The following is a 14492-nucleotide window of genomic DNA, read 5'->3' on the forward strand; positions in this document are numbered from 1 at the left end:
TCATACCTTTTATTTGTGTCTGCTTAACGGCGCCAAAACGCAGGGAAGAACAGTACAAGAATAGTCAGAATCTCCAAGCGGCCCATCAACATACCAAAGCTTAGAAGCCATTTAGCGGCATCTGGTAGTGGCGCGAAGTTACCGGTTGGGCCGATCACGCTACCCATGCCAGGACCCACGTTGGCAACGGCGGTGATTGAGCCAGAAATGCTGGTCACGGGATCAAGACCAAGGGCACTTAAACAGCCAGCGATAAAGATGATGGTGATAAAGAACATCAACCCAAACGCCACCACAGAGCGCACGATGTCGTCGTTCACAGGACGTTGGTTGTAACGTTGCACGAAAACGCCGGATGGATGAATCAGTTTCATGATCTGTTTGTTCAACAGCGTCATAGCAATTTGGAAACGGAAGATTTTAATCCCGCCTGCGGTTGAGCCAGAACATGCCCCAGCCATCATTAAGAAGGCAAAGAGCGTGGTTGGCAGAGCGCCCCAAGCGGTGAAATCTTCCAAGCCGAACCCAGTGGTTGTCACCACAGAAACGATGTTGAACATCGACACTCGCAGGGCATCCAAAATGGTGTAACCATCGCGAATCACTAGCCAAGCGGCAACCACCAAGCTTGAGAACAAGAACAAGTAAGCAAAGCCTCGTACCTGTGCATCTTTGACCAGAATATCGATGCTGCGTTTGCGTAGAGCGGCAACAAACAATAGAAATGGCAGACCGCCCAAGAACATGAAAGTGGTCGCGACCCAGTGCGCACCGTTGGAGAAGTTGTTCATCGAGCTATCGGAGGTCGAGTAACCGCCGGTAGATAGGGTGGTAAAGGCGTGGTTGATCGCTTCAAACAGGTTCATGCCCGTCAGAACATAACCACCAATGCACATGCCCGTTAAGATCAGATACACCAACACGATGTTCTTCGCTACGGTTTTGGCTCTTGGGCTGCTTTTATCTGACCAGTCGGACGATTCCGTTTGGAACAGCTTCATACCACCGACGTTCAACATGGGTAGGATTGCCACCGCCATTACGATAAAGCCAATGCCACCCAGCCATTGCAAGATGGAGCGCCATAACAAAATGCTCGGCGCCATGTTGTCCAAGCCACTGAGCACTGTGGAGCCCGTGGTGGTGATCCCCGACATGGTTTCGAAGTAGGCATCGGTGAAGCTGATGTGGTTAATGAACACAAATGGCAACGCGGCGAACGCGCTGGCGATGGTCCAGACCAAACTGGTGATGAGGAACATGTCGCGCACACTGAGTTTGAACTTGGCGGTTCGGCCAATCGTCAAACAAATGAAGGCGGCAAGGTGCGTGATCACAACGGCTTGGGCGAAATCGAGGAAACCGCCCGTACCTGTGAAGAAAGCGACCAAAGTCGGCACGTACATAAAAAGGGCCAGTTTGGATAAAACCAGCCCGATAACAAACAGTACGGGACGTAAGTTGACCATAGGAAAATCCTAGAGGAAGAATGGGCTCGGCTGGAACAGCGCTTCGACGTCTGGTACGTACTTTTTGTCGACCAAGAACATCACGACGTGGTCATCTTGCTCGATGACGGTACGATCGTGTGCGATAAGAACTTCTTCGCCACGAACGACAGCACCAATGGTGGTTCCCGGTGGCAGTTTAATGTCGCCAATCGCTCGGCCAACCACTTTCGATGTGGTTTCGTCACCGTGCGCTACGGCTTCGATAGCTTCCGCCGCACCGCGACGCAGAGACGACACGTTTACGATGTCTGCACGGCGAACGTGTGTTAGCAAGGCGGAAATGGTCGCTTGCTGTGGTGAGATGGCCACATCAATCACGCCGCCTTGGACTAAGTCAACGTACGCGCCACGTTGGATTAGTACCATCACCTTCTTCGCGCCCATGCGTTTTGCCAGCATAGCGGACATGATGTTGGTTTCATCTTCGTTGGTGAGAGCGATGAATACGTCAACTTGGTCGATGTTTTCTTCAGTCAGTAGCTCTTGGTCTGCGGCATCGCCACAGAACACGATGGTGTTCTCTAATTGCTCAGACAGCTTTTCTGCACGTTGATAGTCGCGCTCAATCAGCTTCACGCTGTAAGTTTGCTCTAGGCGTTTTGCCAAGCTTGCGCCGATGTTACCCCCGCCAACAATCATGATGCGGCGGTAAGGTTTTTCTAGGCGCTGTAGCTCACTCATTACAGAGCGAATGTGGTTGCTTGCGGCGACGAAGAACACTTCATCATCGGCTTCAATAATGGTGGTGCCTTGCGGGCGAATCGGACGGCCTTGACGGAAAATCGCTGCCACACGGGTATCAATGTGCGGCATGTGCTCACGCAAAGCAGACAGCGCGTTACCCACCAACGGGCCACCGTAGTAGGCTTTTACCGCCACTAGGCTGACTTTCTGTTCAGCAAAGCTCACCACTTGCAGCGCGCCTGGGTATTGGATCAGACGTTCGATGTAGCTCGTAACGAGTTCTTCTGGGGCGATAAGGTGATCGACAGGAATGGCTCCAGATTTAAACAGGGCTTCTTTTTCTGCCAAGTATTCTGGAGAGCGAATACGTGCAACGCGGTTTGGGGTGTTGAATAGAGTGAACGCGACCTGACAGGCGGCCATGTTGGTTTCATCAGTGTTGGTTACTGCGACGAGCATATCGGCGTCTTGTGCACCAGCTTCGTGCAGCACGTCTGGGTGGCTCGCATGGCCATTGACCACACGCAGGTCGTATTTGTCCTGCAATTCACGCAGTCGGTCGGCATTGTTGTCGACGATGGTGATGTCGTTGTTTTCACCCACTAGGTTTTCTGCCAGTGTGCCGCCAACCTGACCTGCACCAAGAATAATGATCTTCATACTCTTTTCTCGTTATCTGAAAAAGGCGATTGAAATCACTCCAATCGCCCTATTTAGCATGCTGTTACGCGTGTGTTTTAGTTAGCACTGCGTAGTAGAAACCATCCATATCTTCTTCGCCTGGTAGAATTTGACGACCAGGCTGGTCGGGATCAGAATCCAGCAGTTGCGCATCCGCGGTACGTGCTAAAAACGCTTTTACTTGCTCCACGTTTTCTTGCGATGTGATTGAACAAGTCGCGTAAACCATTGTGCCGCCGGGTTTCAGTTGCGTCCACATGGCATCAAAAATTTCACTTTGTAGCTCTGCTAATGCGGCGATGTCGTCTGCACGACGTAGCCATTTGATGTCTGGGTGACGACGAATCACGCCAGTCGCAGAACATGGGGCATCCAGCAAAATGCGATCAAATTGCTCGCCTTGCCACCATTCTTGTGGATTACGCGCATCACCGCAAACCACTTTTGCCTGAAGGTTGAGACGCTTCAGGTTTTCATGCACACGTTTCAAGCGTGTGTCGTCGCAGTCAATCGCGACCACTTCACTACCCGACGTGCGCTCTAGAATGTGCGCAGTCTTGCCACCTGGCGCAGCACAGCAATCTAAAATCAGTTCGCCGTCTTGTGGTTTTAGGTAGTTGATCGAAAGCTGCGCCGCCGCATCTTGTACCGAAACCCAACCTTTATCAAAACCAGGTAGCTTCATCACGTCACATGGTGCGGCCAATTTTATGGCGTCCATTGCTTCTGTGTGTGGCGTGCTATCAATGTTTTCATTTTTGAGTAGCGCAAGGTATTCATCACGAGTGTGGTGTTGATGGTTCACACGCAGCCACATTGGAGCTTTTTGGTTGTTCGCTTCAACAATGCTTTCCCATTGCTGTGGGTAGGCCTCTTGCAGCAGTTTTAGTAACCAGCTTGGGTGACCGTACTTGCCAGCGTTGTTGCTGACGGCCATTTGGTCGAGTTCTTCTTGGTTGCGTTGGTAGTTACGCAATACAGCGTTAATCAAACCACGCAGACGAGGACCTTTCAGCTCTTTAGTGCCTTCAACCGTTTCACCGACTGCTGCGTGCGCAGGAATACGCATGAAGCTCAGTTGGTAAATGCCAACCAGAATTAGGTGATGGAATACACGTTGTTTGCCTTTGAGCGGCTTATCCATCAACTGGTTTGCGATCATTTCTAGGCGAGGTAGGTAACGTAGCGCACCGTAACAGATCTCTTGTAGCAGAGCGTGGTCACGAGGTCGTACCGTTTGTTGAGCCGCTGGAAGAGCGCTTGAAAGTGAGTGGCCCTTGTCGACGACAAGATACAGGACGTTAGCAGCCGCAGCGCGAACATTCATGATGAGTACCTTAAAGTAAAGGAGGGCATCTCTGCCCTCTAAAAGTTCGTATTATTGGGGATGATAACCCCTAGTATGGCTTAAACCAGCAGAGTGCCGACTTCAAACCAAGCTGCACGTGAGTTCAGAATATCCTGAACTGACATGGCTTTTTTGCCAGGAACTTGCAGTTGCTCTAGCACCAGTACGCCGTTGCCTGTCGCAACATAAATACCGGTTTTATCTGCTTGCACGATGGTGCCGGCTGGCTTGTCACTGGTTTGCTCTGCCACACGGCTTTGCCATACTTTGATGCTGTTTTCTGCCGCCTCAAAGTGGCTCATTGGCCATGGGTTAAATGCACGAACGCAGCGCTCAATGTGCGCCGCATCATCGTTCCAGTTGATGCGAGCTTCTTCTTTGCTGAGCTTTTTCGCATAGTTCGCTAGTTCATCGTCTTGCTTCACTGGCACTGCTTTACCCGCAGCAATGTCTGCTAGGCAGTCAATCAGGGCTTCTGGGCCAAGCTCCGCCAATTTTTCGTACATTGAAGCGCTGGTATCTGTCGCTTCGATTGGCAGCGTTGCAATCTTCAGCATATCACCAGTGTCGAGACCGATGTCCATCTGCATGATGGTCACGCCAGTTTCTGCATCGCCCGCCCAAATAGAGCGTTGGATTGGAGCCGCACCACGCCAACGAGGTAGGATAGAACCATGTACGTTGATACAACCCAGTTTAGGGGTATCAAGAACCGCTTGTGGCAGGAGCATACCGTACGCCACGACAACCATGAGATCGGCGTTCAGATCGGCAAGTTCTTGTTTCGCTTCGTCGGACTTAAAGCTTTCAGGTTGGTAAACCGGGATGTTGTGTTCCAGCGCCAGTTGTTTTACCGGTGGCGCAGCCAATTTCTTGCCACGACCCGCTGGACGATCTGGGTTTGTGTAAACCGCGATTACTTCATGCTCCGAAGACAACAACGCCGCCAAGTGACGGGCGGCGAAATCCGGAGTACCTGCAAAGACAATACGTAAAGACTGACTCAAGGTAGACTTCCTTCTAATTGGTATGGTTCGAGATTAAGCGTTTTGCTGCTTCTCGTTAAAGCGTTTGATTTTTGCTAGCTTGTCCTGAATGCGTTTGCGTTTCAGTGGTGATAGGTAATCCACGAATAGCTTACCTTGTAGGTGATCAAGCTCGTGTTGAACACAAATCGCTAGCAGGTCGTCGGCTTCAAAGGTGAACTCTTTGCCATCACGATCCAGTGCTTTAACGGTAACTTCTGCAGCGCGAGGCACAAGTGCGCGTGCACCTGGTACCGACAGACAGCCTTCTTCGATGCCATCTTCGCCACGCTTTTCCAGAATCTCAGGGTTGATTAGCACCATCGGCTCATCGCGAGTTTCTGAAATATCAATCACTACGATACGTTTGTGGATATCAACCTGCGTTGCAGCAAGGCCAATACCTTCTTCGTCGTACATGGTTTCAATCATGTCATCGACGATTTTTTGAATCTCAGGAGTCACCGCGTCAACAGGCTTCGCGACCGTGCGCAGGCGATCATCTGGGAATGTTAATACTTGTAATACAGACATATTCACTCGAAATATTGAACTGTGCCGAAACAGCACAAACCTTGTTGGCTCAATTCTAGACATTTTATAGCCTAAATGACAGCATCCTTGCACCAATTTCCATTCTGGTTCCTGCTTAACAGACCAAGGACGAGGGTCATGAATCGAATTTTCCGCAACGTTGCCAGTGTTACGTTGCCGTTACTTTTCTCTTTCAACGCTGTAGCAAATGTGGATGCTAAACCACTGACTGTTAAAGATGATGCGCCACAAACTTATGTAGTCGTGAAGGGCGATACGCTATGGGATATTTCGGCCATGTACTTAGATAGCCCGTGGTTGTGGCCTCGTTTGTGGCAAGTCAATCCAGACATCGATAACCCTCATTTAATTTATCCCGGAGATAAGCTGTCTTTGGTGTGGATTAACGGTCAGCCCGTGTTGAGCCTAAAACCGGTTAAGAAGCTGAGCCCGAAAGCACGCATCACAGAAAAGAAAGCCGTACCAACGGTAGCGGAAGGTTTGGTGATGCCGTATCTCAAATCGGATCGGTTGCTGGATCAAGATGCGTTGAACAATGCTGCAAAAGTGATGGGCAGCAGCAAAGGCAGTAAGTATCTGACGGCAGAAGATGTGCTGTACATCGATGGCAAGCAGACCGCTATAGGCTGGGCTATTTACCGACCGGTAGAAACCTTTTCGCGTGACGATGTGTCTAAAGAGATCACTGCGCTGCGTTTGATTGCCAAAGGCGAACTCGTTGAAGCTTCGAGCGATTATTCTGGTTTGAAGATTACGTCTCAATTGCAAGAAATCCTGCGCAACGATATCGCGTTGCCAAATCAATCGGTTGAGAACACTGACTTCACAACAACGTTCTACCCTATGCCGTCGCCACAAGGCAGTTCTGCAAAGTTGCTAGGCAATATCGAAGGTATTCGCTTTAGCTCAACCAACCAAGTCGTGGTGATTGATAAAGGGACGTCTGACAGTCTGAAACAAGGCAGTGTGTTTGATTTAAAAGAAGACGCGTATCCGGTTTACAAAGATGGCGATGAATTCAAGAAAGAGTTTGGTGTCCTCGATAAGAAAATAACCTTACCTCAAAGCAAAGTTGGCGAGTTGCTGGTCATTCGTCCTTATGAGTACTTTAGCTTGGCGTTGATCACAACCAGCACTAAACCCATCAATAAAGAGGTCTCTGTGGTTTCGCCTCTGACGCAAGAGTCGACCACCAATGAAACCACGCAATAACGACAGTGACCTTGCTGCCTGGCTTAAGCTGAGTTGCTTACCAGGCATCGGTGGGGTCAAAATGAATAAGCTGCTCGCCAAAGATACGCCTCGCAATATCATCAATTCCTCTTCTGATCAGCTCTATCAATTGGGTTTGACGAACAAACAGTTGCAAGCTTGGGCTTCGGCCGATAAAGAGGTCGATGCTTGTTTAATGTGGCTAGCCACTTCTACAAATCATCACATCCTGACGCTGGCCGATCCTTTATATCCCCCTTTACTCAAGCAAGTTGTCGCTCCGCCTCCGTTGTTATTTGTCGAGGGGAATCCTACCTTTTTATCGCAACCACAAATAGCCATGGTGGGTAGCCGTAACGCCAGTTTTGATGGTTTACACCATGCACGTCAATTTGCGGCAGAGTTGGCTCAGCAAGAATTGATTGTCACTAGCGGCTTAGCGCTTGGGATTGATGGCCATGCTCATGATGGTGCGCTACAAGTGGGTGGTAAGACGATAGCTGTGCTCGGGTCTGGTTTAGAACATGTTTATCCTGCTCGTCATCGTGGTTTAGCGCAGCGAGTAACAGAAAATGGCGCACTGGTTTCTGAGTTTCGCCCCAATGCCAAGCCTCGCGCAGAAAACTTTCCGCGTCGAAACCGTATTATTAGCGGCTTATCGTTAGGTGTGTTAGTGGTGGAAGCGGCCGAGAAAAGTGGCTCGCTTATTACCGCGCGTTATGCCCTTGAGCAAGGGCGAGAAGTGTTTGCGCTGCCGGCCTCAATTAATGCTCGCAATGCTAGTGGTGGTAACCAATTGATTCGCAACGGTGCCTGCCTCGTAGAGAAAACCCAAGATATCCTCGATGAAATACAGTCTTTACTCGATTGGTCTGTTAATCAAAGTATCGATTTATTTTCTACGCTAAATGATGAAGAAGAATTGCCATTTCCTCAGCTGTTAGCTAACGTAGGAAGTGAAGCTACACCGGTTGATATTCTTGCAAACAGGACCAATATACCTGTCCAAGAAGTCATGATGCAGCTCTTAGAGCTTGAGCTCTCTGGGCATGTTGTTGCGGTTTCAGGTGGCTATATTCGAAAGGGGAGGGGCTAGCTATGATGATGGATATACTGATGTATCTATTCGAAACCTACATCCATAGCGATGCAGAGTTACAGGTCGAACAAGACGAGTTGGAAGAAGAATTGCTTCGCGCTGGCTTCCAACAAAAAGATATCTACAAAGCCCTTGTCTGGTTAGAAGAGCTCGCAGCGCTGCAGCAAAGTGATACATCTTCTGCGATTTCGGCTTGTATCGCGTCATCATCGACTCGTATCTACACTGCGAAAGAGATGCAGCGTTTGGATTTGGAGTGCCGAGGCTTTTTATTGTTCCTTGAGCAAATCAATGTGTTGACGACAGAAACTCGTGAAATGGTGATTGACCGAGTGATGGGGCTAGAAACGAGCGAGTTTGAGCTTGAAGACCTCAAATGGATCATTTTGATGGTGCTGTTTAATGTGCCTGGTAATGAAAACGCTTATACGCTAATGGAAGAGCTGTTGTACACCAAGGAACAAGGGATTCTTCACTAACCCAATCTAGGCAAGTTCGAGTTTAGCTAGCAAGAACGCGAGCTTGTCTTTTGGTGTGTTTTTCACGAAACGGTAAGTATGAGTAGTAAAATCGACAATACCCTTTTCTCTGCCCATGAACACGCATTGGAACACGAGCCGTGTCCTAAATGTGGCAGCGAGTTGACCCTCAAACATGGCAAACACGGCCCCTTTCTTGGCTGTAGCCACTACCCAAGCTGTGATTACATCAAAGCCCTGCACAACAATGATGGACACATCGTCAAAGAGCTTGGCGTTCCTTGTCCAGATTGTGGTAACGAGTTGGTATTACGCCAAGGGCGTTATGGGATGTTTGTTGGTTGCAGTAACTATCCGGCGTGCCATCATATTGAGTCGATTAATCAACCTGAGCCAGAAAAGCAGTCGCAAGAGCACTATGCGTGTCCTGAATGCGGTAAAGGTCATTTAGTTGAACGTAAGACGCGTTTTGGTAAAACTTTCTACGCATGTGATAACTACCCTAAATGTAAATTTGCCGTGAATCTCCCTCCTGCAAAGGGGAGGTGCGAAGAATGTGGTTTTACGTTGTTGGTGGAGAAGAAACTCGCCAGTGGTGTGAAATTGCAATGTGCCAACCGTAAGTGCCAGCACACTCAACAAGGGTAAATACATCAAAGGAATTAAAAAGGGTCGCATCGTGCGACCCTTTGTGGTTTTTGGGCTAGATTTTAGCGTTGTGCTTGTTTCGCAAACTCGTGCACGGCTGGGAATGTCATTGGATCTAAGACCTCCGCGAGAGCGCACAACCTACGGTGCAATTCTCCTGGGTAGTCACCGCATACGTTGATGTGACCCATTTTGCGCCCTTCGCGCTTCTCTTTGCCGTACCAATGGATGTGACAACCATCCATGGCGAGCAGCGCTTCTGGCAACGTATCTTCACCAAGAATATTCACCATTGAGGTTTCGCGAATCAGTTTGGTGCTGCCTAACGGCAAGCCGCACACGGCGCGCAGATGGTTTTCAAACTGACAAGTTTCCGCACCTTGCTGTGTCCAGTGACCGGAGTTGTGCACGCGTGGGGCAATCTCATTGACTAACAGTGTGCCCTCGACATCAAAGAACTCGAGTGCCAATACGCCAACGTAATCCAGGCTATCTGCGACGGCCGTGAACATCTGCTTGGCTTGGGCTTGCAGCTCTGGCGCATCAATCGCGGTGGATAAGCTCAATACGCCATTGGTATGAACGTTTTCTGCTAGAGGGTAAACTTCAACACTGCCGTCTTTGCCACGCGCACCAACTAAAGAGACTTCACGATTAAATGGCACAAACTCCTCAGCCACAATCGCTTGAGTTGGTGTTGCTGCAATGCACTCCGCCATTTCTGCCCAGATCGTCTCGATCTGAGCCGCTTCTTTCAAGCGCCATTGGCCTTTACCATCGTAACCACCCAATGCACTTTTCAGCACCATAGGCATGCCAACATGTTCAATTGCGCGTTCAAAATCTTCACGTGTCTCAATCACGTAGTACTTTGCATTACGCACGCCAGCATTATCGAGTAGCGCTTTTTCAACACGGCGGTCACCGCCTGCTTTGATGGCTGCGGTACTAGGGAGGAACTTGCCACTTAATTCACAGATGTCGAGTACATCGTGAGGAATATGTTCGAATTCTGCGGTGATCGCATCCACTTGTTCAATGGCATTTTCCAAACCATGACCAAGCACCTGTTGGGTAAGAGGATGGACAACGTTACCGCTGCCGACATCGTAAGCCGAGATTTGGATGTTTAGTGGTGCACCAGCCAGAGACATCATGCGAGCCAACTGACCTGATCCGAGAACCAGTACATGCATCTGATTAATCCTCAGCTGGATTTGGGTTAGCCAGTACGGTTTCCGTCTGTTCATTGCGGAACGCTTCTACCTTCGCCATGATGCTTTCGTCATGAGTGCCTAGGATTTGTGCCGCTAAGATGCCCGCGTTTGCAGCGCCCGCTTCGCCAATCGCTAACGTGCCGACTGCAATGCCTTTTGGCATTTGTACAATAGATAGCAAAGAGTCCATGCCTTTTAGAGCGCGAGATTGAACCGGAACGCCAAGTACAGGCAAACTGGTGAAGGCTGCCGCCATTCCTGGTAGGTGAGCTGCACCACCGGCACCTGCGATGATCACTTTGATGCCGCGTTCTTTCGCGCTGCTAGCGTAATCGGCTAATAGCTGAGGAGTACGGTGAGCTGACACCACCTTTGTTTCGTAAGACACGCCAAATTGATCCAGCATGTCTGCTGCTAGTTTCATGGTTGGCCAATCGGATTTAGAACCCATGATGATACCGACTTTCATCTCAAACTCCTTCAAGCTGCAAAATTAGGTGAGCTGATAAATTTGTGCGCATTATACGGGGATTTTTATCTCAAGCAAACGTTTGCGTCTTGTTGTTGACGCTATTGATACATTTTATAAAAAAATTGCTTTAGTGTCTGAGAATGAATATTTGTACACTTAGTGAAAATAATACAGTCAGATAATCAGGAAGTAATCGGTGGATAACTTTGAACAAGTGCTCAACGCACTACAACAAGGCGAAGTGATTGCCTACCCAACAGAAGGGGTTTTTGGTGTCGGATGCGATCCAGATAACCCAGAAGCAATTCAAAAACTGCTGGATCTCAAGCAGCGTCCGGTGGAAAAAGGGCTGATTCTGATCGCCGCAAGTTATGAGCAGCTCTTGCCGTATATTGATGAATCTCAACTGACTCCAGAACAATTAGCGACCGTTCATGCAACTTGGCCTGGCCCATACACTTGGATCATGCCAGCGAGCGATAAAGTCTCCAACTGGGTTTCAGGACAGTTTGATTCAATTGCAGTTCGTGTGACTGATCATCCTTTGGTTCAAAAGATGTGTAATGCATTCGGAAAGCCGTTAACCTCTACCAGCGCGAATCTTTCCGGCTTGCCACCGTGTATGACCACGGAAGAGGTAGAGCTGCAATTGGGTGACAAGCTGGTGGTCATTCTTCGTGGTGAAACCAGCGGCCGTGATAAACCCAGCGAGATTCGTGACGCCAAAACTTCACAAATATTAAGACAGGGCTAACCCTGCTTGCCAGCCATCAATAGGTATCACGTAATAGGTAATAACGTATGTCAGCAATCGATAAGTACGCCGTAAAGCAGTTCCTGATGTCACTTCAGGACTCCATTTGTCAGCAGTTAGAACAAGAAGATGGAAAGGCCGTCTTTGTCGAAGATGCATGGCATCGTGAACCGGGCGAACGTCTTGGTGGGGGTGGGCGCTCACGTGTTCTGCGTGATGGTCTTGTTTTCGAGCAAGGTGGGGTGAACTTCTCGCATGTGGAAGGGAAAGAAATGCCAGCATCTGCGACGGCTCATCGTCCGGATCTAGCTGGTCGCCGCTTTGAAGCGATGGGGGTCTCTTTGGTTATCCATCCCAAAAACCCTTACGTCCCAACTTCTCATGCGAATGTGCGTTTCTTTATCGCAGAGAAAGAGGGCGAAGAGCCAATTTGGTGGTTTGGTGGTGGTTTCGACCTGACTCCTTTCTATCCTTTCGAAGAAGATTGTCAGTCATGGCACGATACAGCTAAGGCAATCTGTGCCCCATTTGGTGAAGAAGTATATGCAGAACACAAAGCGTGGTGTGATAAGTACTTCTTCTTGCCACATCGAAACGAAACTCGTGGTGTTGGTGGTTTGTTCTTTGATGATTTGAATCACTGGGAGTTTGATAAGTGTTTTGACTACATCAAAGCGGTGGGTGAAGGCTATTGCCAAGCTTACTTGCCGATCGTGTCTCGTCGTAAAGACATCGAATATGGCGAGCGCGAACGTGAATTCCAACTTTACCGTCGTGGTCGTTATGTTGAGTTCAACTTAGTGTACGACCGTGGCACTTTATTCGGTTTACAAAGTGGTGGGCGTACCGAGTCGATTCTGATGTCGATGCCGCCGTTAGCGCGCTGGGAGTACTGCTACGAACCAGAAGCAGGAACGCCTGAAGCCGAACTTTACGCGCGATACCTGAAACCACGCGAATGGTAAGCGCGGAATCTCCTTTTCTATATAGATAGATAGTGATAGGGTCATCTGTAATCAGATGGCCCTGTTTTCTCTATATCTAAGTAAGGAATAAAGGTAAGGACATGACCCCGCAAATCGATCGTTACGCTGTGTTTGGTAACCCTATCGGGCACAGCAAGTCGCCATTTATCCATACACTCTTTGCTCGTCAAACGAATCAGTCCCTTACATACACCGCAGAGTGTGCGCCTGTGGGTGGATTTATCGAGGCGGCGAAAGCATTTTTTGCTGACGGCGGCAAAGGCTGTAACGTGACCTTGCCTTTTAAAGAAGACGCCTATCAATTTGCCAGCCGTTTGACCGAGCGTGCTCAGCTTGCTGGAGCAGTGAATACACTTAAGAAGCTTGATGATGGTGAAATCATTGGTGATAACACTGATGGTGCAGGCTTAGTTCAGGACTTGTTGCAACATCAAGTCGTTTTAGAAGGCGCACGCATCCTGATCATAGGAGCTGGTGGTGCCGCTCGAGGAGTGATTAAACCATTGCTCGATCAAAAACCAATATCTCTAACGATAACTAATCGTACATTTTCCAAAGCCGAAGAATTGGCAGAATTGTTTTCTGCATATGGCCCTGTTACAGCAAAAGAGATGAATACCATTGCTGAAGAGTTCGATGTCATAATCAACTCTACGTCTGCATCATTGAGTGGTGAGTTACCTGCGATCTCTTCCTCGGTGTTCGCCGCCAATAGTACAAGCTACGACATGATGTATGGCAAAGGTGATACCACATTTAACCAATGGGCTAAGCAACACGGTGCGGCACATGCTTATGATGGTTTAGGTATGTTAGTTGGCCAAGCTGCTGAGAGTTTTATGTTATGGCGTGGTCTTCGTCCTGGAGCCAAACAGATTTTGCGTGAATTAAGAAAGAACCTTGAAGGTCAATAAGTGATGAATCAATCCATCTTATTCCCAGACATGCAATCATGGGATGAAGTATCACAATCAGTAAACTTTGCAGCGCAACAATCTGGTGCGTTAATAGAATGCTTTGTGACGAAACAAAAGTTAGAAAAGTTATCTGGCTCAGAGTTAGATACGGAGCAGGCCGTGCTCTCTGCTTTTATTGACTACCGATTTGATCTGGAAGAAATAGCAGAAGAGTTAATAGAAGATGAAGCCTTCAACGAAGAAGGCCATATTATCATCGGCTAACAGACCTTTAGTTCAAGTCTTCTACTTCATGTAAGTAGTCGTTTTTGTTTTGAACATAGTTGTTGGCAGACTTTTGCAAAAAAGCTCGTTCTGTCTCTGATAGAGGGCGAGCTTGTTTTACTGGACTACCGACATAAAGATAACCGCTTTCTAATTTCTTTCCTGGCGGTACTAAACTGCCCGCTCCAATCATCACCTCTGATTCAATAACGACAGCATCTAAAACAATCGCCCCCATACCAACCAATACACGATCGTGTATCTCACAACCGTGCAGCATCACTTTGTGGCCAATCGTAACGTCATTGCCAATAATAAGTGGATAGCCGTTTGGGTTTTCAGAGTTCTTATGGGTGACATGCAAAACACTGCCATCTTGAATATTCGTTCTATCACCAATGTGAATGTGGTTCACATCGCCTCGTGCCGCTACTAATGGCCAAATGCTAGAATCGTCCCCAATACGGATATCTCCGACTAACACTGAGGTTGAGTCAACGTAAACACGCTCACCAAGTTGAGGCTTGATACCTTTGTAGCTTCTAATTGAGCACATCTTTTCTCCTTATTAGGGGCGAGTACAGGGGACATGGAGGTAGAATAGTAGTGAAAACTCGCCTTTTAGAATAAAAAACACCCA

Annotated in this window: 16 protein-coding genes; 8 read left to right on the plus strand and 8 right to left on the minus strand. The window is 48.5% G+C overall.

The window, feature by feature from the left end:
- Positions 1 to 23: 23 nt before the first annotated feature.
- The 5 genes from UF05_RS15245 to def form a co-directional block, all read right to left on the minus strand.
- Positions 24 to 1469 (minus strand): TrkH family potassium uptake protein, encoded by a 1446-nt coding sequence (locus tag UF05_RS15245; RefSeq protein ID WP_005481183.1) that lies wholly within the window; start codon positions 1467 to 1469, stop codon positions 24 to 26.
- Between the two features lie 9 nt (positions 1470 to 1478).
- Positions 1479 to 2855, minus strand: a complete 1377-nt coding sequence (trkA, locus tag UF05_RS15250; RefSeq protein WP_005461427.1) for a Trk system potassium transporter TrkA — start codon at positions 2853 to 2855, stop codon at positions 1479 to 1481.
- Between the two features lie 64 nt (positions 2856 to 2919).
- Entirely contained in the window at positions 2920 to 4203 is a 1284-nt protein-coding gene (rsmB, locus tag UF05_RS15255) for a 16S rRNA (cytosine(967)-C(5))-methyltransferase RsmB (protein ID WP_045545973.1), read from the minus strand.
- Between the two features lie 80 nt (positions 4204 to 4283).
- On the minus strand, positions 4284 to 5231 hold the full coding sequence (gene fmt / locus UF05_RS15260) for a methionyl-tRNA formyltransferase (protein ID WP_005461453.1): 948 nt from the start codon (positions 5229 to 5231) through the stop codon (positions 4284 to 4286).
- A 33-nt stretch (positions 5232 to 5264) separates the two neighbouring features.
- Positions 5265 to 5783, minus strand: coding sequence for a peptide deformylase (gene def / locus UF05_RS15265; protein WP_005461416.1), 519 nt, complete (start codon positions 5781 to 5783; stop codon positions 5265 to 5267).
- Between the two features lie 138 nt (positions 5784 to 5921).
- Here def and UF05_RS15270 point away from each other — a divergent pair, with 138 nt between their 5' ends.
- The 4 genes from UF05_RS15270 to UF05_RS15285 all read left to right on the plus strand — a co-directional run bounded on the left by UF05_RS15270 (position 5922) and on the right by UF05_RS15285 (position 9242).
- On the plus strand, positions 5922 to 7016 hold the full coding sequence (locus tag UF05_RS15270) for a LysM peptidoglycan-binding domain-containing protein (RefSeq protein WP_045545974.1): 1095 nt from the start codon (positions 5922 to 5924) through the stop codon (positions 7014 to 7016).
- Positions 7000 to 8112 (plus strand): DNA-processing protein DprA, encoded by a 1113-nt coding sequence (gene dprA, locus UF05_RS15275; RefSeq protein ID WP_045545975.1) that lies wholly within the window; start codon positions 7000 to 7002, stop codon positions 8110 to 8112. The genes UF05_RS15270 and dprA overlap by 17 nt, the downstream gene beginning before the upstream one ends.
- A 2-nt stretch (positions 8113 to 8114) precedes the next feature.
- The gene (locus UF05_RS15280; protein WP_005461440.1) at positions 8115 to 8594 is read left to right on the plus strand and encodes a DUF494 family protein; all 480 of its coding nucleotides are present in this window, start codon (positions 8115 to 8117) and stop codon (positions 8592 to 8594) included.
- Between the two features lie 78 nt (positions 8595 to 8672).
- Positions 8673 to 9242 carry a DNA topoisomerase family protein gene (locus UF05_RS15285; protein ID WP_029864579.1) on the plus strand — a complete coding sequence of 190 codons (570 nt, stop codon included), beginning with the start codon at positions 8673 to 8675 and terminating at the stop codon, positions 9240 to 9242.
- Positions 9243 to 9304: 62 nt separating this feature from the next.
- Here UF05_RS15285 and UF05_RS15290 read toward each other — a convergent pair whose 3' ends face one another.
- Together UF05_RS15290 and purE are read right to left on the minus strand one after the other, a co-directional pair.
- The gene (locus tag UF05_RS15290) at positions 9305 to 10438 is read right to left on the minus strand and encodes a 5-(carboxyamino)imidazole ribonucleotide synthase (protein ID WP_029864578.1); all 1134 of its coding nucleotides are present in this window, start codon (positions 10436 to 10438) and stop codon (positions 9305 to 9307) included.
- Between the two features lie 4 nt (positions 10439 to 10442).
- Complete coding sequence (gene purE / locus UF05_RS15295; protein WP_005394016.1) at positions 10443 to 10928, minus strand: 5-(carboxyamino)imidazole ribonucleotide mutase; 486 nt, start codon at positions 10926 to 10928, stop codon at positions 10443 to 10445.
- A gap of 199 nt (positions 10929 to 11127) precedes the next feature.
- On the opposite strand from purE, the gene UF05_RS15300 reads away from it, so the two are divergent.
- The 4 genes from UF05_RS15300 (at position 11128) to UF05_RS15315 (ending at position 13852) form a co-directional block, all read left to right on the plus strand.
- Positions 11128 to 11685 carry an L-threonylcarbamoyladenylate synthase gene (locus UF05_RS15300; protein ID WP_045545976.1) on the plus strand — a complete coding sequence of 186 codons (558 nt, stop codon included), beginning with the start codon at positions 11128 to 11130 and terminating at the stop codon, positions 11683 to 11685.
- 47 nt (positions 11686 to 11732) lie between these two features.
- On the plus strand, positions 11733 to 12650 hold the full coding sequence (gene hemF, locus UF05_RS15305; RefSeq protein ID WP_045545977.1) for an oxygen-dependent coproporphyrinogen oxidase: 918 nt from the start codon (positions 11733 to 11735) through the stop codon (positions 12648 to 12650).
- Between the two features lie 101 nt (positions 12651 to 12751).
- A complete protein-coding gene (gene aroE / locus UF05_RS15310) occupies positions 12752 to 13585 on the plus strand; it encodes a shikimate dehydrogenase (RefSeq protein ID WP_023623056.1) in 834 nt (277 codons plus the stop codon).
- Positions 13586 to 13588: 3 nt separating this feature from the next.
- Positions 13589 to 13852, plus strand: a complete 264-nt coding sequence (locus UF05_RS15315; protein ID WP_012841273.1) for a DUF1488 domain-containing protein — start codon at positions 13589 to 13591, stop codon at positions 13850 to 13852.
- A 7-nt stretch (positions 13853 to 13859) separates the two neighbouring features.
- Here the strand turns inward: UF05_RS15315 and UF05_RS15320 are convergent, their stop codons facing one another.
- Positions 13860 to 14408 (minus strand): gamma carbonic anhydrase family protein, encoded by a 549-nt coding sequence (locus UF05_RS15320; RefSeq protein WP_045545978.1) that lies wholly within the window; start codon positions 14406 to 14408, stop codon positions 13860 to 13862.
- Positions 14409 to 14492 lie beyond the last annotated feature (84 nt).

This window comes from Vibrio sp. S457-15 (assembly GCF_000960545.1).
GTDB lineage: Bacteria > Pseudomonadota > Gammaproteobacteria > Enterobacterales > Vibrionaceae > Vibrio > Vibrio parahaemolyticus.